General features: G+C 73.2%; 20 protein-coding genes. 7 read left to right on the forward strand and 13 right to left on the reverse strand.

Going from position 1 to position 21,473, the window contains the following annotated elements; genetic code table 11:
• Nucleotides 1–39: 39 nt before the first annotated feature.
• Genes AB0H71_RS31355 through AB0H71_RS31375 form a run of 5 tightly spaced genes read right to left on the reverse strand, consistent with a single transcriptional unit; the run spans nt 40 to nt 5,282 of the window.
• On the reverse strand, nt 40–1,260 hold the full coding sequence (locus tag AB0H71_RS31355; RefSeq protein ID WP_357028222.1) for an MFS transporter: 1,221 nt from the start codon (nt 1,258–1,260) through the stop codon (nt 40–42).
• Nucleotides 1,257–2,609, reverse strand: coding sequence for an LLM class flavin-dependent oxidoreductase (locus tag AB0H71_RS31360; RefSeq protein ID WP_357028225.1), 1,353 nt, complete (start codon nt 2,607–2,609; stop codon nt 1,257–1,259). The genes AB0H71_RS31355 and AB0H71_RS31360 overlap by 4 nt, the downstream gene beginning before the upstream one ends.
• Nucleotides 2,606–3,352 (reverse strand): ABC transporter ATP-binding protein, encoded by a 747-nt coding sequence (locus AB0H71_RS31365; protein WP_357028228.1) that lies wholly within the window; start codon nt 3,350–3,352, stop codon nt 2,606–2,608. Before AB0H71_RS31365 ends, AB0H71_RS31360 begins: the two co-directional genes overlap by 4 nt.
• Nucleotides 3,328–4,194, reverse strand: coding sequence for an ABC transporter permease (locus AB0H71_RS31370; RefSeq protein WP_357028230.1), 867 nt, complete (start codon nt 4,192–4,194; stop codon nt 3,328–3,330). Before AB0H71_RS31370 ends, AB0H71_RS31365 begins: the two co-directional genes overlap by 25 nt.
• A complete protein-coding gene (locus tag AB0H71_RS31375) occupies nt 4,194–5,282 on the reverse strand; it encodes an ABC transporter substrate-binding protein (RefSeq protein ID WP_357028233.1) in 1,089 nt (362 codons plus the stop codon). Before AB0H71_RS31375 ends, AB0H71_RS31370 begins: the two co-directional genes overlap by 1 nt.
• A 98-nt stretch (nt 5,283–5,380) precedes the next feature.
• On the opposite strand from AB0H71_RS31375, the gene AB0H71_RS31380 reads away from it, so the two are divergent.
• A complete protein-coding gene (locus tag AB0H71_RS31380) occupies nt 5,381–5,845 on the forward strand; it encodes a YfbM family protein (protein WP_357028235.1) in 465 nt (154 codons plus the stop codon).
• Here the strand turns inward: AB0H71_RS31380 and AB0H71_RS31385 are convergent.
• Nucleotides 5,833–6,984, reverse strand: coding sequence for an alpha/beta fold hydrolase (locus tag AB0H71_RS31385; RefSeq protein ID WP_357028237.1), 1,152 nt, complete (start codon nt 6,982–6,984; stop codon nt 5,833–5,835). The genes AB0H71_RS31380 and AB0H71_RS31385 overlap by 13 nt on opposite strands.
• A gap of 82 nt (nt 6,985–7,066) precedes the next feature.
• Complete coding sequence (locus AB0H71_RS31390) at nt 7,067–7,537, reverse strand: SRPBCC family protein (protein ID WP_357028240.1); 471 nt, start codon at nt 7,535–7,537, stop codon at nt 7,067–7,069.
• 55 nt (nt 7,538–7,592) lie between these two features.
• On the opposite strand from AB0H71_RS31390, the gene AB0H71_RS31395 reads away from it, so the two are divergent.
• Nucleotides 7,593–8,747: an acyl-CoA dehydrogenase family protein gene (locus tag AB0H71_RS31395; RefSeq protein ID WP_357028243.1), complete on the forward strand. Its 1,155-nt coding sequence runs from the start codon at nt 7,593–7,595 to the stop codon at nt 8,745–8,747.
• Here the strand turns inward: AB0H71_RS31395 and bioD are convergent.
• The 3 genes from bioD to AB0H71_RS31410 all read right to left on the reverse strand — a co-directional run bounded on the left by bioD (nt 8,710) and on the right by AB0H71_RS31410 (nt 11,165).
• Nucleotides 8,710–9,396 (reverse strand): dethiobiotin synthase, encoded by a 687-nt coding sequence (gene bioD, locus AB0H71_RS31400; protein WP_357028411.1) that lies wholly within the window; start codon nt 9,394–9,396, stop codon nt 8,710–8,712. The genes AB0H71_RS31395 and bioD overlap by 38 nt on opposite strands.
• Nucleotides 9,397–9,524: 128 nt before the next feature.
• Nucleotides 9,525–10,670, reverse strand: coding sequence for an 8-amino-7-oxononanoate synthase (locus AB0H71_RS31405; protein WP_357028246.1), 1,146 nt, complete (start codon nt 10,668–10,670; stop codon nt 9,525–9,527).
• Nucleotides 10,671–10,706: 36 nt separating this feature from the next.
• Nucleotides 10,707–11,165 (reverse strand): MarR family winged helix-turn-helix transcriptional regulator, encoded by a 459-nt coding sequence (locus AB0H71_RS31410; RefSeq protein ID WP_357028249.1) that lies wholly within the window; start codon nt 11,163–11,165, stop codon nt 10,707–10,709.
• 74 nt (nt 11,166–11,239) lie between these two features.
• Between AB0H71_RS31410 and AB0H71_RS31415 the strand changes: the two genes are divergently transcribed.
• Nucleotides 11,240–11,614, forward strand: coding sequence for a cupin domain-containing protein (locus tag AB0H71_RS31415; RefSeq protein ID WP_357028252.1), 375 nt, complete (start codon nt 11,240–11,242; stop codon nt 11,612–11,614).
• Between the two features lie 4 nt (nt 11,615–11,618).
• Here AB0H71_RS31415 and AB0H71_RS31420 read toward each other — a convergent pair whose 3' ends face one another.
• Nucleotides 11,619–12,893, reverse strand: a complete 1,275-nt coding sequence (locus tag AB0H71_RS31420; RefSeq protein ID WP_357028255.1) for an adenosylmethionine--8-amino-7-oxononanoate transaminase — start codon at nt 12,891–12,893, stop codon at nt 11,619–11,621.
• A 97-nt stretch (nt 12,894–12,990) separates the two neighbouring features.
• Here AB0H71_RS31420 and glgX point away from each other — a divergent pair, with 97 nt between their 5' ends.
• Complete coding sequence (gene glgX / locus AB0H71_RS31425) at nt 12,991–15,144, forward strand: glycogen debranching protein GlgX (RefSeq protein ID WP_357028258.1); 2,154 nt, start codon at nt 12,991–12,993, stop codon at nt 15,142–15,144.
• Between the two features lie 12 nt (nt 15,145–15,156).
• Complete coding sequence (gene treY, locus AB0H71_RS31430) at nt 15,157–17,577, forward strand: malto-oligosyltrehalose synthase (protein ID WP_357028260.1); 2,421 nt, start codon at nt 15,157–15,159, stop codon at nt 17,575–17,577.
• Nucleotides 17,578–17,588: 11 nt separating this feature from the next.
• On the opposite strand, the gene AB0H71_RS31435 is transcribed toward treY, so the two are convergent.
• Nucleotides 17,589–17,942 carry a nuclear transport factor 2 family protein gene (locus AB0H71_RS31435; protein ID WP_357028263.1) on the reverse strand — a complete coding sequence of 118 codons (354 nt, stop codon included), beginning with the start codon at nt 17,940–17,942 and terminating at the stop codon, nt 17,589–17,591.
• 94 nt (nt 17,943–18,036) lie between these two features.
• Between AB0H71_RS31435 and AB0H71_RS31440 the strand changes: the two genes are divergently transcribed.
• Nucleotides 18,037–20,697 (forward strand): AAA family ATPase, encoded by a 2,661-nt coding sequence (locus AB0H71_RS31440; RefSeq protein ID WP_357028266.1) that lies wholly within the window; start codon nt 18,037–18,039, stop codon nt 20,695–20,697.
• On the opposite strand, the gene AB0H71_RS31445 is transcribed toward AB0H71_RS31440, so the two are convergent.
• Nucleotides 20,677–20,901 (reverse strand): hypothetical protein, encoded by a 225-nt coding sequence (locus tag AB0H71_RS31445; RefSeq protein ID WP_357028269.1) that lies wholly within the window; start codon nt 20,899–20,901, stop codon nt 20,677–20,679. The genes AB0H71_RS31440 and AB0H71_RS31445 overlap by 21 nt on opposite strands.
• A 98-nt stretch (nt 20,902–20,999) precedes the next feature.
• Here AB0H71_RS31445 and AB0H71_RS31450 point away from each other — a divergent pair, with 98 nt between their 5' ends.
• Nucleotides 21,000–21,434 (forward strand): nitroreductase family deazaflavin-dependent oxidoreductase, encoded by a 435-nt coding sequence (locus AB0H71_RS31450; protein ID WP_357028272.1) that lies wholly within the window; start codon nt 21,000–21,002, stop codon nt 21,432–21,434.
• The last annotated feature ends 39 nt before the right edge of the window (nt 21,435–21,473 follow it).

The raw sequence follows: 21,473 nt of genomic DNA on the forward strand, positions 1-21,473 counted from the left end.
ACCGGACCTGAGCGGACCTACACCCGATGGACCACAGGGCTACCGCGCGGAACCGCGCAGTACTCCTCCCGGACCCGGGAACCAGCGATACATCGCCGCAGCGCCCACACCGGCGGAAACGGCGAGCACCACCGCCGCTCCCCCGAGCATCGACACGGCGCCGATGACGCCGATGGTGATCGGTCCGGCGAACATGCCGAAATCGTGCGTCAACCGCCACGCCCCGAGGAACTCCGCCCGCCGGTCAGCGGGGGCGATATCCGCGCCGACCGTCATGATGACCCCATTGCTGAGCCCATTGGCGACACCGAGCAGCGTGGCAACAACCCCCAGCCACAGCACCGACCCGGCGAAGGGAAGCACGACGTACCCGGAGGCGAAGCAGAGCATGGAGGGCACGCCGATGGCCCGTCGCCCGAAGCGGTCCATCCACAGCCCGGCCGGGTAACTCATGAGCACGTCGACCGCGCCCGCGATGCCGAAGAGCAGCGCGACCACCGCGGCGTCGGCCCCGATGTGCGCGGCCCAGAGCGGGAGCAAGACCTGCCGGGAGGCGCGCGCGGCGCCCATGAGCAGGGCTCCGGAGCCGAGCGTGGTGAGCAGCCCGCGCTGTTCGCGGAGCACGGTGCCGATCCCGGTCGCACCGGTAGCGGCCCCCTCCTCCGGCTCCGGCATGACCGCGACCAGTCCCCCGGCCAGCACGACGGCGCCCAGCTGCACCCAGAGCGCACCCACCGGCCCGGCCCCGTGCACGATGGCGGCGCCGAGGAAGGGCCCGGCGAAGAACCCGAGCCGCATACTCCCGGCGAAGATCGAGAGCACCCGGCCGCGATCGGCGACGGGCACCACGGCGACGACGTACGACTGCCGCGCGAGCCCCCACACCGCGGTGGCGGCCCCGGTGAGCAGCATTCCGGCGCCGAACACGGCGATATTCGGCGCGAAGATGGCGGCGAGCATGCCGAGCGCGCCCGCGGCCGAGCCGAGCGCGATGGCGACGCGCTCGCCGAGCCGGGCCACGATCGAGCCGGCGGGCAGGTCCATGAGGATCATGCCGAATCCGGAGAGCGCGACGACCAGCCCGGCGAGCCCTGGCGATGCCCCCAGCTCCAGGGCGCGCAGCGGGAACATGGGCGCGGCGGCGCCGTTGCCGAGGCCGTAGACGGCGGACGGCACGAAGACCGGGAGAACCAGGGGTGCCAGCCGGGCCCGCACACGCGGACCCGGCGTGGGACAGCCGGTGGCGGGTGCGGCGGTCACCCGGCCAGCGCCGGGCGCCCGGCGAACTGGCTCTCCGGGCGCGGCAGCCCGAAGTGGTCGCGCAGCGTGGTCCCGCTGTACTCGGTGCGGAAGAGCCCGCGCTGCTGCAGGATCGGCACCACCTGCTCGGCGAAGACCTCGAGCCCGCCCGGGTAGTACGGCGGCATGACGTTGAAGCCGTCGGCCGCGCCCTGGGTGAACCACTCCTCGATGGTGTCGGCCACCTGCTCGGGGGTGCCGGCGAAGACCCGGTGCCCGCGGGCGCCGGCCAGGCGGTGCAGCAGGCCGCGCACGGTCGGGTGCTCGCGCCGCACGATGCCCGCGATCACCTGCAGGCGGCTGCGGGTGTTGTCGGTGACGTCGCCCGCCTGCTCGAAGAGCGCGGTCGGCACCGGCTCGTCCAGCGGCAGGTGCCGCAGGCTGGTGCCGACCAGGTTCTCCAGCTGGTGCAGTCCGTACTCGGGCACGGTGAGCTCGTTGAACTCCCGCTCCAGCGCCTTGGCCGCGGCCTCGGTGTCGGCGATGAAGGGGCTGAGCCCGGGCAGGATCTTGACGTGCTCGGGGTTGCGCCCGAACTCGGCGGCCTGCCGCTTGATGTCGCGGTAGAAGGTCTGCGCGTCGCTGAGCTGCTGGTGCGCGGTGAAGATGGCCTCGGCATAGCGGCCGGCGAAGGCGCGGCCCTCGTTGGAGGCGCCCGCCTGCACCAGCACCGGGTGGCCCTGCGGGGTGCGCGGCGCGTTGAACGGCCCGCGCACCCTGACGTGCTCGCCCTCGAAGTCGATCCGGTGGATGCGCTCGGGGTCGGCGTAGATGCCGGCCGCGGGGTCGAGCACGATGGCGTCGTCCTCCCACGAATCCCACAGCGCGACAACCGCGTCGACGAACTCGCGGGCGCGGGCGTAGCGCTCCTCGTGGTCCGGGTGCCGGTCCAGCCCGAAGTTGGCGGCGGCCTGGTCGGTCGCGGTGGTGACGATGTTCCAGCCCGCGCGGCCGCCGGAGAGGTGGTCGAGCGTGGAGAAGAGCCGGGCCAGGTTGTAGGGCTCGTAGTAGGTGGTGGAGGCGGTCGCGATGAGCCCGAGGTGCGTGGTGGCGGTGGCGATCGCGGTGAGCAGGGTGATCGGCTCCAGCCCGGAGGCGGCATTGTGCTTGACGTTCACCCGCAGCGCGGGGCCGTCGGCGAAGAACACCGCGTCCAGCTTGGCGGCCTCGGCGGTGCGGCCGATCTCCTGGTAGTACTTCACGTCGTAGAGCCGGTCGGGGCTGCTGGCCGGGTGCCGCCAGGCCGCCTCGTGGTGCCCGGACGGGTAGATGAAGGCATTGAGGCTGAGCTGACGGGACGCGGTGCTCATGAGGCTCGTCTTTCGGTCGAATCGGGGGTGTCGACGCCGAGCGCGCCGAGCAGCCGCTCGCGCAGCCGGGCGAAGCGCGGGTCGCCGTGGCGCCGCGGGCGTTCCAGCTCGACCGGCTCGTCCAGCGCGATCCGGCCCTCGTCCAGGACCAGCACCCGGTCGGCCAGCGCGACCGCCTCGTCCACGTCGTGGGTCACCAGCAGCACGGCCGGCCGGTGCCTGGCGCAGAGCGCCTCCAGCAGTGCGTGCATGCGCAGCCGGGTGAGCGCGTCCAGCGCGCCGAACGGCTCGTCGGCGAGCAGCAGCTCCGGCTCTCTGACCAGCGAGCGGGCCAGCGCGACGCGCTGCTGCTCACCACCGGAGAGCTCGCGCGGCCACGCCCGCTCCCGCCCGGCCAGCCCGACCTCGGCGAGCGCGGCGGTGCCGCGGGCCCTGGCGTCCGAGCCGGTGAGGCCGAGGATCACGTTGTCCAGCACCCGGCTCCACGGCAGCAGCCGCGAATCCTGGAACACCACGGCGCGTTCGGTGGGCACGGTGAGTTCGCCGGCCCCGGTGACCTCGCCGTCCAGCTCGGCCAGCGCGCGCAGCAGCGTGCTCTTACCGGAACCGCTCCGCCCGAGCAGCGCGACGAACTCGCCGCGCGCGATCTGCAGGTCGATCCCCGCCAGCACATCCCGGTCGCCGAAGCTCCTGGTCAGGCCGCGGGTGCGGACCACGTTCAGTCCCCGAGTGTCTGTCGCCACGACAGCGCCCTCCTCTCGATGGTGCGCACGGCGATATCGCCGAACAGGCCGAGCAGGCCGTAGATCACCAGCCCGACCACGATCACGTCGATCTGGCCGTAGGTGCGGGCCTGGGTCATCAGGTAGCCGATGCCGCTGGTCGCGTTGACCTGCTCCACCACGACCAGGGCGAGCCAGGAGATGGTGACCGCGAGCCGCAGCCCGGTGAAGAAGCCGGGCAGCGAGCCGGGCAGCGCGATCCGGCGGACGAAGCCCCAGCGGGAGAGCCCGACGGTCTCGGCCAGCTCCACGTGCCTGGCGTCCACGCTGCGCAGGTGCGCGTGCGTGTTGATGTAGACCGGGATGAGCACGCTGGTGGTGATCACCACCAGCTTCATCTCCTCGCCGATGCCGAACCACACGATGAAGAGCGGGATCAGCGCCAGCGTCGGGATCGAGCGCTTGATCTGCACCGGGCCGTCGACCAGCGCCTCGCCGACCCGGCTCAGCCCGGAGACGAGCGCGAGCACCAGCCCGATGGAGACGCCGAGCACCAGCCCGATCACCGCGCGCTGCAGCGAGGTGAGCAGGTTGGACTGCAACCGGCCGTCGGCGATCAGGTCACCGGCGGTCTGCGCGACGGTCCAGGGGGCGGGCAGCGTCTCCGGGTCGATGGTGCCCGCGGCCGAGCCGATCACCCAGACCGCGATGAGAATCGCCGGGCCGAGCCCGATCCCGAACGGGATCGCCTTGCCGGGGCCGAGCCGGCGCTTGCGGACCACCCGCCGCTCGCCGCTCGCCCTTCCGGCGCTGCGGCCGAGCAGCCCGGCCGGGGCACTGATCTTCCTGGTGATGGTGGCCATCAGCCGACCTCCGGTCCGAAGGAGGCGCCGGACTCGGTGACCGTCTGCGTGATCACGTCGTCGAAGCGCAGGTCGAAGCCGTTCTCCGCGCGCACCTTCCTGGGCAGCTGCCCGGCGGCGTCGATGGCGTCGATGGTCTGCTGCTGCACGTCGATCACCTTCTGATCGAGGTGCGGGAAGGTCCACTGGCCGAGCGAGGCGACGATGCGCGCGGCGTCCTCGGGGCTGACCTTCTGGTTCTCCACGTAGTACCGGCGCTGCCACTCGTCGCCGTGCGTGTTGGCCCAGTGGAAGGCGCGGATGAAGGCCGCGACCAGCGCGCGGGCCGCGCCCGCCTTGGCCGGGTCGTTCACCACGTCGCGGCGGGCGTAGAGGTAGGCGAGGCCGGGGTAGATGCCCGCGGTCTCGGAGTCCGGGATGAGCGTGGCGCCCTGGGTGCGCAGCAGCCGGGTGACGTTGGGCTCCAGCAGCGGCGCCACGTCGACCTGGCCGGTGCGGACCGCGTCCAGGAACTCGGCCAGCTGCAGCCGGACCAGCTCGACGTCACCGGTTTTCAGCCCGGCCTTGTCCAGGGCGCGCAGCACCGCGGCCTGCTGGGCGGTGCCCTCGGCGTAGGCGATCTTGCGGCCCTTCAGGTCGGCCAGCGTGCGCACCGGGACACCCGGCGCCACCGCGAGCTTCATGGCCTGCGGGTTGGTGCGGTAGGAGGCGATGATCGGGACGTCCTGGCCGGCCGCGAGGGCGTGGATCGGCGGGACGTCGCCGACCGGGGCGAGGTCGGCGGCGCCGGCCCGGAACGCCTCCAGAATGGCGGGGCCGCCGGTGAAGTTGGCGAACTCCACCTGGAAGGGGAGCTTGTCCAGCTCGCCGGAGAAGCGCAGCGCCGACTGTAATCTTTCGGACTGGTCGGCGATCACGAGCTTGGTACCGGGCTGGATCTCGGTGGGCAGCGGACCACTGGCCGCCGCCACCGGCTCGTCGCTCTTCGCACAACCGGCGGTGCCGAGGGTCGCGACGGTCGCCACGGCGAGCAGTGCGGCGGTCATGCGGCCGCGAAGGCCGGTGCGGAACAGACGGGTTCGAGACATGGTGCAGTAGTCAAGCAGCAGCGGGGAGCAGCGAGAACGGTTGTTTTCATCGCGATTCCAACTCGGCGTTGTCACCCCGTCCGGCTACCGTGCGCGCTATGGGCATCGTCATGTCGTTCGTCCGGGTGCGCCCGGAGCAGGTCGCGGAGCTGGGGTTCGCCGGGGCGGACGAGGTCGGGGAGCTGGTGTTCGCGGCGGAGAACCCGGGCCCGAGCGGCTACCTGGACAAGGCGTGGAGCGGGCTCGACCATCTGCTCCAGGCCGCGGGGAGCGGGATCGAGCTGACCGATGCCGGGAATTCGCTGGCCGACACGGACTACTCGCTCTGGCCCGGGGAATTGGTGCGGGAGACCGACGAGCGGCTGCGCGCGCTCCCGTTCGACGCCCTCGCCGCGCACTACGACCCGGCCGCCCTCGACCGGGCGGGGATCTATCCGAATATCTGGCTGCGCGAGGGCGGCGCCGAGGGGCTGCACTACCTGAACCACCACTACGCCGGGCTCCGCGAGTTCTTCCGGCACGCCGCGAAGCACGGCAGCGCCGCCGTCGCTCACCTCGGCTGAGGGAGGGCGGCGCCGCCGCGCGCTGTTTGCTGGTAGCGGGCCAGGAAGGGAAGCACCCGCTCGGTGAGCATGGCGTTGTACGCCTCCGGGCGCTGCCGCGGGTTGGCGTGCCCGATCTTGCCGCTGACCACCAGCAGCGCGCCCGCGCGGGCGCCCGCCTCCGCGGTGAGCGTGGCCTGGGTGCGGTCGACCAGCACGATGTGGTCGTCGGCGGGGTCCTGCGGGCGCAGCAGGACGATGGCGGGGCGGGCCCGGCCGGGGCGCGGCTCGCGCAGGGCGCGCAGGTCGTTGCCGGCGCCGCTGGCCACGATGGCGAGGAACTGGGATTCGATGAGGCCGTTGCTGGCGGCGTCGGCGGAGAAGGTCTTCTGCCGCAGCACCTCGTCCAGCGCGGTGCCGAGCCGCGGCCAGTCGACGGCGGGCAGGGCGCCGCGGTGGGTGACGAAGCGGTCCCGGCGCGCGTACAGCTCGGCGGCGGTGCGCAGGGTCCGGCTCTCCCTGACGCCCGGCAGCCAGCCCATCCAGCGCACCAGGTCCTCGCCGCGGCCGCGGCTCTCCCGGCGCACGGCGTCGAGGTCGAGCGGGGTGCAGTCCAGGATCACCGCGAGCAGCCTGCGGTCGCTCTCGGTGTGGATGTGCCGCGCCACCTCGAGCGCGATCACCCCGCCCATGCTGTGCCCCACCAGGATCACGTTGCGCAGCCCGGACATCTGCGCCGCGCGCACGATGAGGTCGGCGATGACCTTCGTGTCGATACCGCTCTGGTCGTAGCGCACCGCCCACACCACGCCGAGCTCACTGAGCGCGGGCAGCGCGGCGGCGGTGTCGTGGGCGTTGAGGTTGCCGAGCCCGACCAGGTCGACCACGACGGTGTCCCAGCTCCGTTCGTCGGCGGGGGTGGCGACCGGGAGCAGCGCGGGTTCGGTGCGGGCCAGGCGGTCTCGCTCCGGGGCCACGTCGTGCTGCCAGTACTGGGCGAACCCGACGAACCCCGCGAGGAGCAGGGCGGTCACCCGCAGCAGGGCCGTCCGGGTCCGGTGCCGCGACGTCCACGGCCGGGTCTCCCGCCAGCGGGCCCGACGTCGCGATTCGCTCCAGTCCGAGACGGTGGACGGGTGCCGATCGTCCAACGGCGACATCCATCCCACTGTAGGCACGGTGCGGCGGGGGTGCCACGGGAAGCGGGGCGGACGGTCGGGTCGCGGGCGGTGTGCGGGGTGGTCAGGGCAGCGATTCGCCCTCGGCGAGTGCGGCGAGTTTGCCGAGCGAGATCCGCCAGCCCAGTTCGTTGTCCTCCGGCGCGACGCCGGGCGGCACCCCGTCGTGCAGCGCGACCAGGTCGGTGCCGCCGTCGGCGTCGGCGAGCGTGAACACGATGCGCATCTCGCCGCGGATCTCCGGGTCGTCGGTGTCGAACTCGACCACCTGCACCACCTGCTCGTCCGGCACCAGCGCCACGAACCGGCCGCGGTAGGAGTCGGTGCGGGCATCGGTCTTGCCGGCGGTGGCGGCCGGGTCGTCGTAGGTGAGCGCGATGTGCACCGCACCGCCCTCGCGCGGCTCGAAGGCGCGCACCTCGCTGCGCATGCCGTCCGGCACCATCCAGGTGGCGACCGCGTCGGCGTCGAGCAGCAACCGGTAGACGGCGGCGCGCGGGGCCGCGATGTGCCTGCCGATTCGGGTCGATGTCACGGGCCCGACGATACTGGACGGCGGATCAGAGTTACCCGGCAACGAAGGATCGGCAATGGCGCTCCCCCCACCCACCGTGTACAGCGCGGACCACGAGGCGTTCCGGGACAGTGTCCGGCAGTTCGTCGAGCGCTCGGTGCGGCCGCACCTGGACGAGCACATCGAGCGGAAGGCGCTGCCCCGGCAGTTCTGGCTGGACGCGGGCAGCCAGGGGCTGCTCGGCCTGGAGGTGCCCGAGCAGTACGGCGGCGGCGAGGCGGGCGACTACCGGTTCAACGCGGTGCTGCTGGAGGAGTGCGCGAAGGTGAATGCCTCGCTCGCCTCCTGCATGGGCATCCACGCCGACATCGTGCCGCCCTACCTGACCAAGCTCACCACCGAGGAGCAGCGCAAACGCTGGCTCCCCGGCGTGGTGAGCGGCGAGATCCTGACCGCCATCGCCATGACCGAGCCCTCCGGCGGCTCCGACCTGGCCGCGCTGAAGACCACCGCCGTGCGCGACGGCGCCGACTGGGTGCTGGACGGCTCCAAGACCTTCATCACCAATGGCTACTCCGCCGACCTGATCATCGTCGCGGCGCGCACCAGCCCGGAGAAGAAGGCGCGCGGCATCACGCTCTTCGCCGTCGAGGCGGACCGGCCCGGCTTCTCCCGCGGGCGCAAGCTGGACAAGGTGGGGCAGCCGGAGTCCGATACCGCGGAGCTGTTCTTCGACGGGGTCCGGGTGAGCGATGCCGAGGTGGTCGGGGAGGTGGACGGCGGGTTCATCCACATGATGCAGAACCTGCCGCAGGAGCGGCTCGGCTGCTCGGTGTCGAATCTCGCGCACGCGGAGCAGATCCTGGCCGAGACGCTGGAGTACGTGAAGGAGCGCAAGGCGTTCGGGCAGCAGGTTGGGTCGTTCCAGCACAACAAGTTCCTGCTCGCCGAGCTCGCCACGAAGATCGACGTGACCAGGGCTTTCGTGGAGCGGTACGTGGCCGCGCACGCCCAGGGGGAGCTGTCGGCGACGGATGCCGCCAAGGCGAAGTGGTGGACCTCGGAGATTCAGAACGAGGTGCTCGACCACTGCGTGCAGCTGTACGGGGGGTACGGGTACATGAACGAGTACCGGGTGGCGCGGGCCTGGCGGGATGCTCGGGTGACCAAGATCTGGGCGGGGACGAACGAGATCATGAAGGAGTTGATCGGGCGGGATCTGGGGTTGTAGGGGGTTCCGCGAACCAGTCCGCGGCCGCGGCGGTGAAGCGGGCGCGGTCCCACGCGCCGGCTCCGGCGGGGATGGCGCCGACGACCGGCACCCCCGTCACCCGGGGCAGGTCGTCGCGGTTGCACTCGGCGGCGAGATCCGGTGTGTGCGGCCAGGAGCCGATGACGAGGCCCGCGCACGGGATGCCCGCGCTGTCGAGCGCGCGGACGGTCAGCTCGCTGTGGTTGAGGGTGCCGAGGCCCGCGGCGGCGACCACGAGGACCGGCGCCGCGAGCCGGAGTGCCAGGTCGAGCAGGGTGAAGTCGCCGAGGCGGACCAGGAGGCCGCCCGCGCCCTCGACCAGGATCAGGTCGGCGTCGAGTTCCTCGATGGCGGCGGCGGTTTCGCCCAGGGTGAGCAGGGGGGCGCCGCAGCGGCGGGCGGCGGTGTCCGGGGCGAGCGGGTCGGGGTAGCGGGCCAGCTCCACGGTGCGGGTGACGCCGCTGAGGCGGGTGATGTCGGCGAGGTCGCCCGGCTGGCCCGGTGCGATGCCGGTCTGCGCGGGTTTGCAGACCGCGACGGTGCGGCCCGCGGCTCGTGCCGCTGCCGCGAGCGCGGCGGTGGTGATGGTCTTGCCGACCTCGGTCGAGGTGCCGGTGACCAGCAGAATCCCGGTATGCGCGTACGGAGCCGCCGATGCGGCGCGCCCGGCCTTCTGGACCGCCGCCGCACTGTGCGGCTCGGTCGGCGCGGCGGGGCCGGCACTTCCGCGGACGCTCCGCGCCGGTTCGATGCCGCTCACGCGGGCACCTCCACCTTGGGCCGTCGCGCCGCCAGCACCTCCGTGAGCACCTCGGAAATAACCCCCAGCTCGGCATCGGTGAGATCCGCCCGCGCGGTGAGCCGCAGCCTCGACGTCCCCTCCGGCACCGTCGGCGGCCGGAAGCACCCCACCTCGAGCCCGCGGTCTCGGCAGGCCAGCGCCGCCTCGTAGGCGACCGACGCGTCACCGAGCACCACCGAGACGACGGCGGACGGCGGCTCCGGTACCCCCGCGATCCGCGCGATATCAGCCGCCCGCTCCAGCACGGCGGCGGCCCGCTCCGGCTCGCGCCGCAGCACACCGAGCGCCGCCCGCGCGGCGCCGACGGCGGCGGGGGCGAGCCCGGTGTCGAAGATGAAGGTGCGCGCGGCATCGACCAGGTGGTCCCGCACCCGCCGCGGCCCGAGCACCACCCCGCCCTGTGCCCCGAACGCCTTGGAGAGCGTCGCCGTCACGATCAAATCCGGCTCCCCGGCCAACCCCACCTCGTGCACCAGCCCGCGTCCCCCGCTCCCCCGCACCCCGAGCCCGTGCGCCTCGTCCACCACCAGCACCGCCCCCGCGGCCCCGGTCACCCGGTGCAGCGCGACCAGCGGCGCGAGATCACCGTCCGCGCTGAACACCGAATCGGTGACCACCAGCGCCCGCCGCTCACTGCGCGCGGCCAGGATCCGAGCCACCGCGTCGACATCCCCGTGCGGCGCCACCGCGACCCGAGCCCGGGAAAGCCGGCAGGCATCGACCAGCGAGGCGTGGCTCGCCGCATCGGACACCACCAGCGCGTCCCGCCCGGCGAGCGCCGTCACCACCCCGAGGTTCGCCGCGTACCCGGAGGCGAAAACGAGCCCGCTCTCCACCCCGGCGAACTCCGCGAGCTCACGCTCCAGCGCACAGTGCTCGTCGGTGGTCCCGGTGACCAGCCGCGACCCGGTGGCCCCCGCACCCCACCGCCGCACCGCCGCGACCGCCCCCGCCACCACCTCCGGATGCCGGGTGAGCCCCAGGTAGTCGTTGGAGGCCAGATCGATGCCGGCGCCCCGCGGCCGCAGCTCCCGGCGCAACCCGGCCGCGACCCGCTCCGCGGCGCGCTCGTCCAACCAGCTCAGCGGATCGATATTCACAGCTCGGCAGCATACTTGAACGCCGTTCAAGGCGGGTCAGCGGGCGAACCAACCCGGCACGTCCAGCCGGAACAGCTCTCCCGGCGCGAGCACCCGCAGATCCCGCTCCAGCTCCGCGATCCGCCCGTCCCCCAGCTCCCGGGCCCACCCCCGCCGCACCCGGTCGAAGACCGCCTCGGACCGGGCGAGCACCTCGTCCGCGCGCGCCGTCAGCCGGTACACCCTGCGCCGCGCGTCCGCCGGATCGTCCTCCCGCCGCAGGTACCCGAGCCGCTCCAGCGCCTCCGCCTGCTTCCCGGCCGCCTGCTTGGAGATCCCCAGCACCCGCCCCAGCTCCGCCGCCGTGCACCCTCCGGTGCGCAGCACCGCCTGGAACAGGAAACCGTGCATGGGCCGGATCTCCGGATGCCCGTGCGCGGCCAGCTCCGCGTGCACCTCGTCGACGGCGGACCGGAAGGCGAGCAGCATGCGCAGCGGCAGCTCGAAGGAGTTCACCCTTGACAGGATAGACAACCTGGTTGACCATTACCCGGAAAGACAACCACGTTGACCATCTCGAGGAGCACCCCATGCCCGTCATCACCCGCGACCAGGCCCGCCACACCGAAACCCCGGCCGGCGCCATGACCACCCTCGCCTCCCCCACCCTCGGCAGTGCCGGTTCCGCGCTCTGGCGCGTCCGCATGGCCCCGCACGCCGCCGGCCCCGAGCACCGCATCGACGTCGAGCAGCTCTGGACCGTCCTCGACGGCGGCGCGGAGATCACCCTCGGCGCCGAGACGGTGACGCTCGGCCCCGGCGACACCGCCGTCCTCCCCGCCGACGTGCCCCGGCAGATCACGGCGGGGCCGTGGGGGCTCACGGCCGTGGCAACGGCCCCCGCCGGAGCCCGCGCCTACCGTGCGGGCGAGACCGACGGCATCGTGCCGCCCTGGGTGGCGTAACGCCTCACGACGGCAGGGACGCCCGCACGGCCGCGCCGATCCCCCGCGCGATCGCCGCCACCTCGGAAGGACCACAGATGAAGGGCGGCATCGTATAGATCAGATTCCGGAACGGCCGCAACCAAACCCCTTCGCGCACAGCCGCATCGGTGGCGGCGACCATATCCACCGGCCGTTCCAGCTCCACCACCCCGATGGCCCCGAGCACCCGCACATCCACCACCCCCGGCAGCGAAGCCAGCGGCGCGAGCCCGGCGCGCACCCCGGCGGAGATCCCGGAGACCTCGGCCGCCCAGTCCCTGGAGAGCAGCAACTCCACCGAAGCGACGGCGACGGCGCAGGCCAGGGGGTTGCCCATGAAGGTGGGGCCGTGCATGAGCCCGCCGTGCGCGGCGCTCACCGTCTCGGCGATCCGGGTGGTGCAGAGCGCGGCGGCGAGGGTGAGGTACCCGCCGGTGAGCGCCTTGCCGACGCACAGCACGTCCGGCGCCACCCCCGCCTGGTCGGCGGCGAAAAGCGTTCCGGTGCGCCCGAATCCGGTGGCGATCTCGTCGAAGATCAGCAGGACGCCGTGGTGGTCGCAGAGCGCGCGCAGGTCGCTCAGGTAGCGGGGGTGGTGCCAGCGCATGCCACCGGCGCCCTGCACGACGGGCTCCACGATGACGGCGGCGAGTTCCTGAGCATGCGCACCGAGGGCCCGGTCGAGCGCAGCCACATAGGCCGGGTCGTACTCGCGCGGCGGCGGGCCGACGAAGACCTGCGCGGCCAGCACGTCGGTCCAGAGCGAGTGCATGCCCCCGTCCGGGTCGCAGACGCTCATCGGGGTGAAGGTGTCGCCGTGGTATCCGCCGCGCCAGGTGAGCAGCCGCCGCTTCTCCGGGCGCCCGCGCGCCCGCCAGTACTGCAGGCACATCTTCACCGCGACCTCCACCGACACCGACCCGGAGTCGCAGAGGAACACCTTCTCCAGCCCGGCGGGGGTCAGCTCGACCAGCAGCTCGGCCAGGCGGACGGCCGGTTCGTGGGTGAGCCCGCCGAACATGACGTGGCTCATCCGCCCGGCCTGCCGCAGCAGCGCGGCGTCGAGCGCGGGGTGCCGGTAGCCGTGGATGGCGGCCCACCACGAACTCATGCCGTCGATCAGCTCCCGCCCGTCACCGAGCCGCAACCGCACCCCGGCCGCCGACGCCACCGGCAGCGGCGCGGTACTCGCGGGAAAACCGCCGTACGGGTGCCAGACGTGGGCGGCGTCGAGGGTGATCAGCCGGTCGAGGTCCATCGCAGCACCGTACCTTGAACACCGTTCAAGTCCGCGGCCCCTGTGATGGTCGCGACCTGGCAACCCCGACCCGCCAGGTGCCGCTACTGTCGTTGACATGCTCGAGTCCGCGCCGGTCGGCGACAGTCCCCCCGCCCCCGCCCTGGCCGAGGTGGCGCCGCTGGGGGTGTGGCCGGGTACGGCGTACCCGCTGGGCGCCACCTACGACGGCGCCGGGGTGAATTTCTCCGTGTTCTCCGAGGTGGCGGAGAAGGTCGAGCTGTGCCTGATCAACCGGGACGGGCAGGAGACGCGGCTATCGCTGGAGGAGGTCGACGGCTACGTCTGGCACGCCTACCTGCCGGGCCTCGGCCCCGGCCAGCGCTACGGCTACCGGGTGCACGGCCCGTGGGACCCCGAACGCGGATTGCGCTGCGACGCAAGCAAACTGCTGCTCGACCCGTACGGCAAGGCGTTCGACGGCGAGTTCGACGGCGACCCCTCGCTGCACACGCACGGCCTGGACTCGCTCGGCCACACCATGACCTGCGTGGTGATCAACCCCTACTTCGACTGGGGCAACGACCGCGCGCCGAAGACCCCCTACCACGAGACGGTGCTGTACGAAGCGCACGTCAAGGGCATGACCATGACGCACCCGGCGGTGCCGGAGGAGCTGCGCGGCACCTACGCGGGGATCGCGCACCCGGCGGTGATCGAGCACCTGAAGAGCCTCGGCGTCACCGCGATCGAGCTCATGCCGGTGCACCAGTTCCTCCAGGACACCGTGCTGCTCGACCAGGGGCTGCGGAACTACTGGGGCTACAACAGCTTCGGCTACCTGGCCCCGCACGCCGACTACGCCGCCATGCCGCGCGCCGGCGCCGCCGTCACCGAGTTCAAGGCGATGGTGCGGTCGCTGCACGAGGAGGGCATCGAGGTGATCCTCGACGTGGTCTACAACCACACCGCCGAGGGCAACCACCGGGGTCCGACGATCGCCTTCCGCGGGATCGACAACGCCGCCTACTACCGGCTGGTCGACGAGGACCCGTCGAAGTACATGGACTACACCGGCACCGGCAACAGCCTGAACGTCCGGCACCCGCACACCCTCCAGTTGATCATGGACTCGCTGCGCTACTGGGTGCTGGAGATGCACGTCGACGGCTTCCGCTTCGACCTGGCCGCCACCCTGGCCAGGGAGCTGCACGACGTGGACCGGCTCTCCACCTTCTTCGACCTGGTGCAGCAGGACCCGGTGGTGAGCCAGGTGAAGCTGATCGCCGAGCCGTGGGACGTCGGCGAGGGCGGCTACCAGGTGGGCAACTTCCCCGGGCTCTGGACGGAGTGGAACGGCAAGTACCGCGACACCGTGCGCGACTACTGGCGCGGCGAGCCCGCCACGCTCGGCGAGTTCGCCTCCCGGCTCACCGGCTCCTCCGACCTCTACGAGGCCACCGGCCGCAGGCCGAGCGCGAGCATCAACTTCATCACCGCGCACGACGGCTTCACGCTGCACGACCTGGTCTCCTACAACGAGAAGCACAACGAGGCGAACGGCGAGGGCAACCGCGACGGCGAGAGCCACAACCGCTCCTGGAACTGCGGCGTCGAGGGGCCCACCGACGACCCGGAGATCCTGGCGCTGCGGGCCAGGCAGAGCCGCAACCTGCTGGCCACCCTGGTCCTCAGCCAGGGCACCCCGATGCTGGCGCACGGCGACGAGATGGGCCGCACCCAGCACGGCAACAACAATGTCTACTGCCAGGACTCCGAGCTCTCCTGGATGGACTGGTCGCTCGCGGAGACCAATGCCGACCTGCTGGAGTTCACCCGGCGGGTGATCGCGCTGCGCACCGAGCACCCGATCTTCCGGCGCCGCCGGTTCCTGGCCGGGCGGCCGATCCGCTCCAAGGACGACGCCCGCGATATCGCCTGGCTCACCCCGGCGGGCGAGGAGATGACCCCGGCGGATTGGGACAGCGGTTTCGGCAAGTCGCTCGCGGTGTATCTCAACGGTGCGGGTATCCCGGAACCGGGCCCGCGCGGCGAGCGGGTCACCGACGATTCGTTCCTGCTCTGCTTCAACGCGCACGACGAAGAGCTCGATTTCGCCCTGCCCGGTACGGACTACGGGCTGGGCTGGAGCGTGGTGCTGGACTGCTCCACGCCCACCGGTGAGTCGGCGGCCGTCCTGGCGGCGGGCGCCGCGCTCACCGTGCCCGCCCGCTGTCTGCTCGTCCTGCGCCACACCGACCCCTCGACCTGAGAAACCGCGCCCATGACCGAGTCCGCGACGCACGCCACCGACCCCACCCCCCGCCGCCGGGAGCCCGCCCGGCGGCCGGTGCGCAGCACCTACCGGCTGCAGCTCCGGCCGGACGCGCTGACCTTCGCCGACGCCAGGTCCATCGCGGAGTACCTGCAGCAGCTCGGGATCTCGCACCTCTACCTCTCGCCCATCCTGACCGCGGTGCGCGGCTCGACGCACGGCTACGACGTCACCGACCCGACCACGGTCTCGGCGGCGCTCGGCGGCCCGGCCGGGCTCAAGGCGCTCTCCGACGAGGTGCGCACCCGCGGCATGGGGCTGATCGTCGACCTGGTGCCGAACCACGTCGGGGTCGGCGACCCGCGGCAGAACAAGTGGTGGTGGGACGTGCTGCGGCACGGGAAGGAGTCGCAGTACGCGCACTGGTTCGACATCGACTGGAGCCAGGGCAACGGCGCGGGCGGGCGGCTCGCGCTGCCGGTGCTGCAGGGCGAGAACGACCCGGCCGCGCTCGGCGTCGACCGCTCCGGCCCCGAGCCCATGCTCAGCCTGCACGACATGCGGTTCCCGATCGCGCCGGGCACCGACGGCGACAACGCGCTGCGCATCCACGACAAGCAGCACTACCGGCTGGTGAGCTGGAAGTCCGGGGTCTGCACCTACCGGCGGTTCTTCGCGGTCAGCGAGCTGGCGGCGGTGCGCCAGGAGGATCCGGAGGTCTTCGAGGCCACGCACCGGGAGCTGGCGGCGTGGTGCGAGCACGACCTGATCGACGGGGTCCGGATCGACCACCCGGACGGCCTCGCCGACCCCATCGGCTACCTGCACCGGCTGCGGAAGCTGCTCGGCCCGGACCGGCTGCTGCTGATCGAGAAGATCCTGGCGAACCGGGAGCCGCTGGACCCGACGCTGCCGATCGACGGCACCACCGGCTACGACGCCCTGGCCGACCTGGGCGGGGTCCTCATCGACCCGGCGGGCGAGCCCGCGCTCACCGAGCTCTCCCGGCGCTTCACCGGGCACGGCAGCGACCGCTCCTGGATCGGCGAGACCGAGCACCGGATCAAGCGCGCGGTGGCCGAGACCATCCTCTCGCCCGAGGTGCGCAGGCTGGTCGCGGCGATCAAGCACGACGCCGACACCCCCGGCTTCGACACCATGGCGCTGACCAACGCCACCATCGAGGTGCTCGCCTTCATGCCGGTCTACCGGGCCGACTACAGCCCGCTGGCCGGGATGACCGGCGCCGTGGTCGCCGAGGTGGAGCGGCGCAATGCCGAGCTCACCGCGCCGCTGCAGGTGCTGGTCACCGCGCTGGCCAGGGACGGTGAGGCGCAGATCCGGTTCGACCAGGTGTGCGGGGCGATGACGGCGAAGGCGGTGGAGGACGCCATGTTCTACCGCGCGGTCCGGCTGATCTCGCTGCAGGAGGTGGGCGGCAGCCCGGCGCGGTTCGCCCGCTCGGTGAACGAATTCCACCTGGCCAACAGCGAGCGGGCCCGGCGCTGGCCCTCCTCGATGACGACGCTCTCCACCCACGACACCAAGCGCGGCGAGGACGTGCGGGCGCGGATCGGGGTGCTCTCCCAGGTCGGCAACAAGTGGGCGCGGCAGGTGCGGAGCTGGCAGGAGATGACGCCGGGCCCGGACGGCGCGACCGCGCTCTTCCTGCTGCAGAACATGTTCGGGGTCTGGCCGGCGGACGGCCGCCCGGCCTCCTCGGTGCCCGGGCTGCGCGAGCGCATCCACCAGTACGCGGAGAAGGCGATCCGGGAGGCGGGCACCCGCACCTCGTGGGAGGACCCGGACACCGAGTTCGAGACGGCGGTGCACCGCTGGCTGGACGCGGTGATCGACGGACCGGTGGGCTCCGGGCTGAACGACCTGGTGCACGAGCTGGCCCCGCACGCCTGGTCGGACGCGCTGGCGCAGAAGCTGCTGCAGCTCTGCGGCCCCGGCGTCCCCGACATCTACCAGGGCTGCGAGCTCTGGGAGGATTCGCTCGTCGACCCGGACAATCGGCGCCCGGTGGATTTCCAGGTGCGCGCCGGAATGCTGCAGTCGCTCACCACGACCCCGCCGCCGGACCCCACCGGCGCGGCCAAGATGTGGGTGGTCGCCTACGCGCTCTGGCTGCGGCGGGAGCGCCCCGAGTGCTTCGTCGGCGGCAGCTACCTGCCCATGCACGCCATCGGCGAGCAGGCCGGGCACCTCATCTGCTACGGCCGCGGCAAGCCGGGCCGGCTGCCCGAGGTGCTGGTCGCCGCCACCAGGCACAGCGTGAAGCTGCGGGAGACCGGCTGGGCGGACACGGTCCTCGACCTCCCGCCCGGCCTCTGGACCGACCGGCTCACCGGCGAGACCTTCCAGGGGCGGGCCCACCTCGAGAAGATCTTCGACCGGTTGCCGGTAGCGCTACTGGTGCGCTGAGCCCTCGCCAATCACCCAGGCAGCTGGTCGAGGAAGCCGTAGACGGTGGCGATCCGGCCCTGCTCCAGCACGGCGACGTCGAAGCCGATCACCACCGGCGCGGCACCGGCCGGGCCCAGCTCCCAGGTGAAGCGCACCTGGTCGTGGTGGCCGTCCGGCTCGCCCGCCAGCCGGAACTCCCAGCCGGGGAACTGCTGCGCCTGGGCGGCGGCGATTCCGGCGTCGAGCTCGGCGTGGCCGCGCACGGCCATGAGCGGGTCGGTGTAGGCGGCGTCGTCGGTGAAGGCCCTGGCGATGGCGGCCCGGCGGGCCGCCGGGTCGGTGGTGTTCCACGCCTCCAGGTACTGCGCCACGATCTCGTTCACGATTTCTCCTCTACCTGCTGTTTTGCGGTGTGAGGATTACGTTATGGCGGGCCGGGGGTACGCCGAATCGGTCGCCTATAGGTACTTTTCGAGGATGCCGACCGCACTTCTGGGCCGCGCGGCCGAGCTGGCCCGCATCGACGCCCTGCTCGCCGCGGCGCAGGCGGGCCGCAGCGGTGCGCTGGTGCTGCGCGGCGAGGCGGGCATCGGCAAGACCGCGCTGCTGGAGCACGCGGCCGCCGCCGGGCTGCCGACGGTGCGCGGGGCCGGGCTGGAGTCCGAGGCCGAGCTGCCCTTCGCCGCACTGCACCTGCTGGTCCGCGGCGCCGACCTGACCGCGCTGCCACCGCGCCAGCGCGCCGCGCTGGACGGCGCCTTCGGCCTGGCCGAGCACGACCCCGCCGACCGCATGCTGATCGGGCTCGCGGTGCTCTCGCTGCTCGCCGAGGAGGCCGCCGACGGCCCGCTGCTCTGCCTGGTCGACGACGCGCACTGGCTGGACCGGGCCACCGCCGAGACGCTGCTCTTCGCGGCCCGCCGGCTCGATGCCGAGGGCGTCGCGCTGATCTTCGCCACCAGGGCGGGCGACGACGACTTCCCGGCGCCCGGGCTGCCCGAGCTGCCCGTCGGCGCGCTGCCGCCCGAGGTCGCCGCCGCGCTGCTGGACGCCGGGCACACCGGCCTCGCGCCCACGGTGCGCTACCGCGCGCTGGTCGAGGCGGCGGGCAATCCGCTGGCGCTGCTGGAGCTCCCGGCGCTGCTCGCGGCCGAGGTACCGGGCGCCGCGCCGGAGCAGCCGCTGCCGCAGCGGCTCCGGCAGGCGTTTCACGGCCGGGTCGCCCGGCTTCCGGTCGCCACCCGCACCCTGCTGCTGGTCGCCGCCGCGGCGGACGCCGCCGATCTCGGCACGGTGCTGCGCGCCGGGGCGGCGCTGGGGGCGGGCGCCGCCGAGCTGTCCCCGGCCGAGCGGGCCGGGCTGGTGCGCACCGGCACCGCCGGGGTGGTGTTCCGGCATCCGCTGCTGCGCTCGGCGGTGTACCAGGGCGCGCCGCTGCCCGAGCGGCTGGCCGTGCACCGCGCGCTGGCCGCGGCCGCCACCGGCCCGGAGAACGCCGATATCCGCGCCTGGCACCTGGCCGCGGCGGCCACCGGCCCGGACGAGGAGGTCGCCGCCGCGTTGGAGCGCACCGCCGAGCGGGCCCGCGCGCGCAGCGGCTACCACGGCGCGGTGGCCGCCTACGAGCGCGCGGCCGCGCTCAGCGTGGACGACGCGGCGCGGGCCCGGCGGCTGCTGCCCGCCGCGGAGACCGCCGCCGAGGCCGGGCTGCTCGACCTCGCCCGCCGCTGCGCCGAGCGCGCCGCCGCGGTGGCCGCACCGGACCCGGCCACCCTGGCCCGGCTCGACGTGGTCCGGGGGCTGGCCGAGTTCGGCGCGGGACGTCCGGCGGCGGCGCACCGCCTGCTGCTCGGCGCCGCCGCGACCACCGAACCCGCCCGCGCCGCCCGCATCCTGATCCAGGCGGTCCACCCCGCCTGGTACCTCGGCGACCCCGAGATCACCGCGGTGGCGGCGGCTTTCGAGCAGCTCCAGCTGCCGGAGGGCGACGCCGTGGCACCGATCGCCGGGTACATGCTCCCCGCCCTGCGCGGCACCCGCACCACGGACCTGCGGGACACCGCCGCCACGGCCGGGCGGCTCGGCGCGGACAGCCCGCGCGACCTGGTGCAGCTCTGCGGCGCCGGGCTGGTGGTCGGCCAGGATGACCAGGTGGGCGAGCTGGCCGCCGAGCTGATCGCCGAGTGCCGCGAACAGGGCCGCATCGCCCTGCTCCCGCCGCTGCTCTTCTTCCGCGCCGAGGCCGAGCTCTTCGGCGGCAACCCGGCCGAAGCCGCGGTAGCGGGCGCCGAGGGGCTGCGCATAGCGGAGGACGCCGGGCTCGGCCAGTGGGTGAGCCAGCACTACGCCTTCCGCGCCTACCTGGCCGCGCTCACCGGCGACGAGCGGGCGTGCGCGGAGGCGGTGGCGCAGGTCGGCGGCGCCAATTCACCCGGCTCGACCTGGGCGGATGCCGCGCAGGGGCTGCTCGACCTCGGCCTCGGCCGGGTGGCGCATGCCCTGCACCGGCTGACCGCGCTCACCGAGGGACCGGTGCGGCACCACGTGGCGGCGGTGCGGGCCCTCCCCGACGTGGTGGAGGCGGCGGTGCGGCTCGGCGAGCCGGACCGCGCCGGCGACGCCGTCGAGCGGCTGGCCGAGTGGTCCCGCCGCAGCGGTCAGCCCTGGGTGGCCGCGCTGGAACAGCGCTGCCGCGCCCTCCGCACCGGCGCGGAGCACCACTACCGCGCCGCACTGGAATCCGGCGCCCGCCCCCTGGAACAGGCCCGCACCCGCCTGCTCTACGGCGAGTGGCTGCGCCGGGCCAAACGCAAGACCGAGGCCAGAGCCCAGCTGGAACCGGCGGCGGAGACCTTCGACCGGGCGGGCGCCACCCCGTGGGCGGCGCGGGCCCGCACCGAACTCGCGGCGCTCGGCGGCGGCACGGCACCGGCGGCGGGCCCCAGCCCGATAGCCCGCCTCACCCCGCAGGAGTTGCAGATCGTCCGGCTGGCCGCCCGCGGCCTGTCCAACCGGGACATCGCCGCTCAGCTCTTCCTGAGCCCGCGGACAGTGGGCCACCACCTCTACAAGGCGTACCCGAAGCTGGGCGTTGCCGCCCGCGGAGAATTGGCGAACCTACCGCTGGAGGCCGGGTGACACCGCGGCGAGCGCCCAGCGCCCGGCGGCCAGCCCGGCGCCACCGAGCACCGCGACCGCGGGCGCACCGGTGACGAGCAGCAGGACCAGCAGCGCGCCGAGCCCGAGCGCGAGCGCCTCCAGCTTGAAGAGCGGCCACGGCACCCCGGCGAGCAACACCGTGGGCCGCTCGGCGATCCGGGAATCAGGGTGCACCGCTGTCATGTCTTCACCATAGTCGCGAGGAAGTTTTCGGTCCACCGAACTTTTCTGTTCCGTGTGTCACGGGAACAGTGCGGCCCGCTGCGCGAGTTACTGGTTGCATGCCTCTTACAGGAGAGTACGAACCGAGCACATCCGACTGGGCCAGGGAGCAGGCCGAGCAGTACGAGAACTCCGGCGGCACCGAGGCCACCACGCTGCGCGGGGTTCCCGTCATTCTGCTCACCACCCGCGGCGCCAAGACCGGCAAGCTGCGCAAGACCCCGCTCATGCGGGTCGAGCACGGCGGCGAGTACGCGGTGGTGGCCTCGCTCGGCGGCGCCCCCAAGCACCCGGTCTGGTACTTCAACATCAAGGCCGACCCGCACGTGGAGCTGCGCGACGGCACCGAGACCAAGGACTACACCGCGCGCGAGGTGACCGGCGAGGAGAAGGCCGCCTGGTGGGAGCGCGCGGTCGCGGTCTGGCCGGACTACGCCGACTACCAGACCAAGACCACCCGGGAGATTCCGGTCTTCGTGCTCTCGCCGCGCTGACCAGCCGAGACACCCCGCCACCCGGCGCGCGCCGCACCC

The sequence above is a fragment of the Nocardia sp. NPDC050697 genome (assembly GCF_040654395.1).
GTDB lineage: Bacteria > Actinomycetota > Actinomycetes > Mycobacteriales > Mycobacteriaceae > Nocardia.

Bases quoted from the DNA above. Each gene is read 5' to 3' on its own strand.
- AB0H71_RS31395 (WP_357028243.1), top strand. From the start codon at position 7,593: ATGGCGCTCCCCCCACCCACCGTGTACAGCGCGGACCACGAGGCGTTC.
- glgX (WP_357028258.1), top strand. From the start codon at position 12,991: ATGCTCGAGTCCGCGCCGGTCGGCGACAGTCCCCCCGCCCCCGCCCTG.
- AB0H71_RS31360 (WP_357028225.1), bottom strand. From the start codon at position 2,609: ATGAGCACCGCGTCCCGTCAGCTCAGCCTCAATGCCTTCATCTACCCG.
- AB0H71_RS31450 (WP_357028272.1), top strand. From the start codon at position 21,000: ATGCCTCTTACAGGAGAGTACGAACCGAGCACATCCGACTGGGCCAGG.
- AB0H71_RS31375 (WP_357028233.1), bottom strand. From the start codon at position 5,282: ATGTCTCGAACCCGTCTGTTCCGCACCGGCCTTCGCGGCCGCATGACC.
- AB0H71_RS31380 (WP_357028235.1), top strand. From the start codon at position 5,381: ATGGGCATCGTCATGTCGTTCGTCCGGGTGCGCCCGGAGCAGGTCGCG.
- AB0H71_RS31445 (WP_357028269.1), bottom strand. From the start codon at position 20,901: ATGACAGCGGTGCACCCTGATTCCCGGATCGCCGAGCGGCCCACGGTG.
- treY (WP_357028260.1), top strand. From the start codon at position 15,157: ATGACCGAGTCCGCGACGCACGCCACCGACCCCACCCCCCGCCGCCGG.
- AB0H71_RS31420 (WP_357028255.1), bottom strand. From the start codon at position 12,893: ATGGACCTCGACCGGCTGATCACCCTCGACGCCGCCCACGTCTGGCAC.
- AB0H71_RS31370 (WP_357028230.1), bottom strand. From the start codon at position 4,194: ATGGCCACCATCACCAGGAAGATCAGTGCCCCGGCCGGGCTGCTCGGC.
- AB0H71_RS31385 (WP_357028237.1), bottom strand. From the start codon at position 6,984: ATGTCGCCGTTGGACGATCGGCACCCGTCCACCGTCTCGGACTGGAGC.
- AB0H71_RS31440 (WP_357028266.1), top strand. From the start codon at position 18,037: ATGCCGACCGCACTTCTGGGCCGCGCGGCCGAGCTGGCCCGCATCGAC.
- AB0H71_RS31415 (WP_357028252.1), top strand. From the start codon at position 11,240: ATGCCCGTCATCACCCGCGACCAGGCCCGCCACACCGAAACCCCGGCC.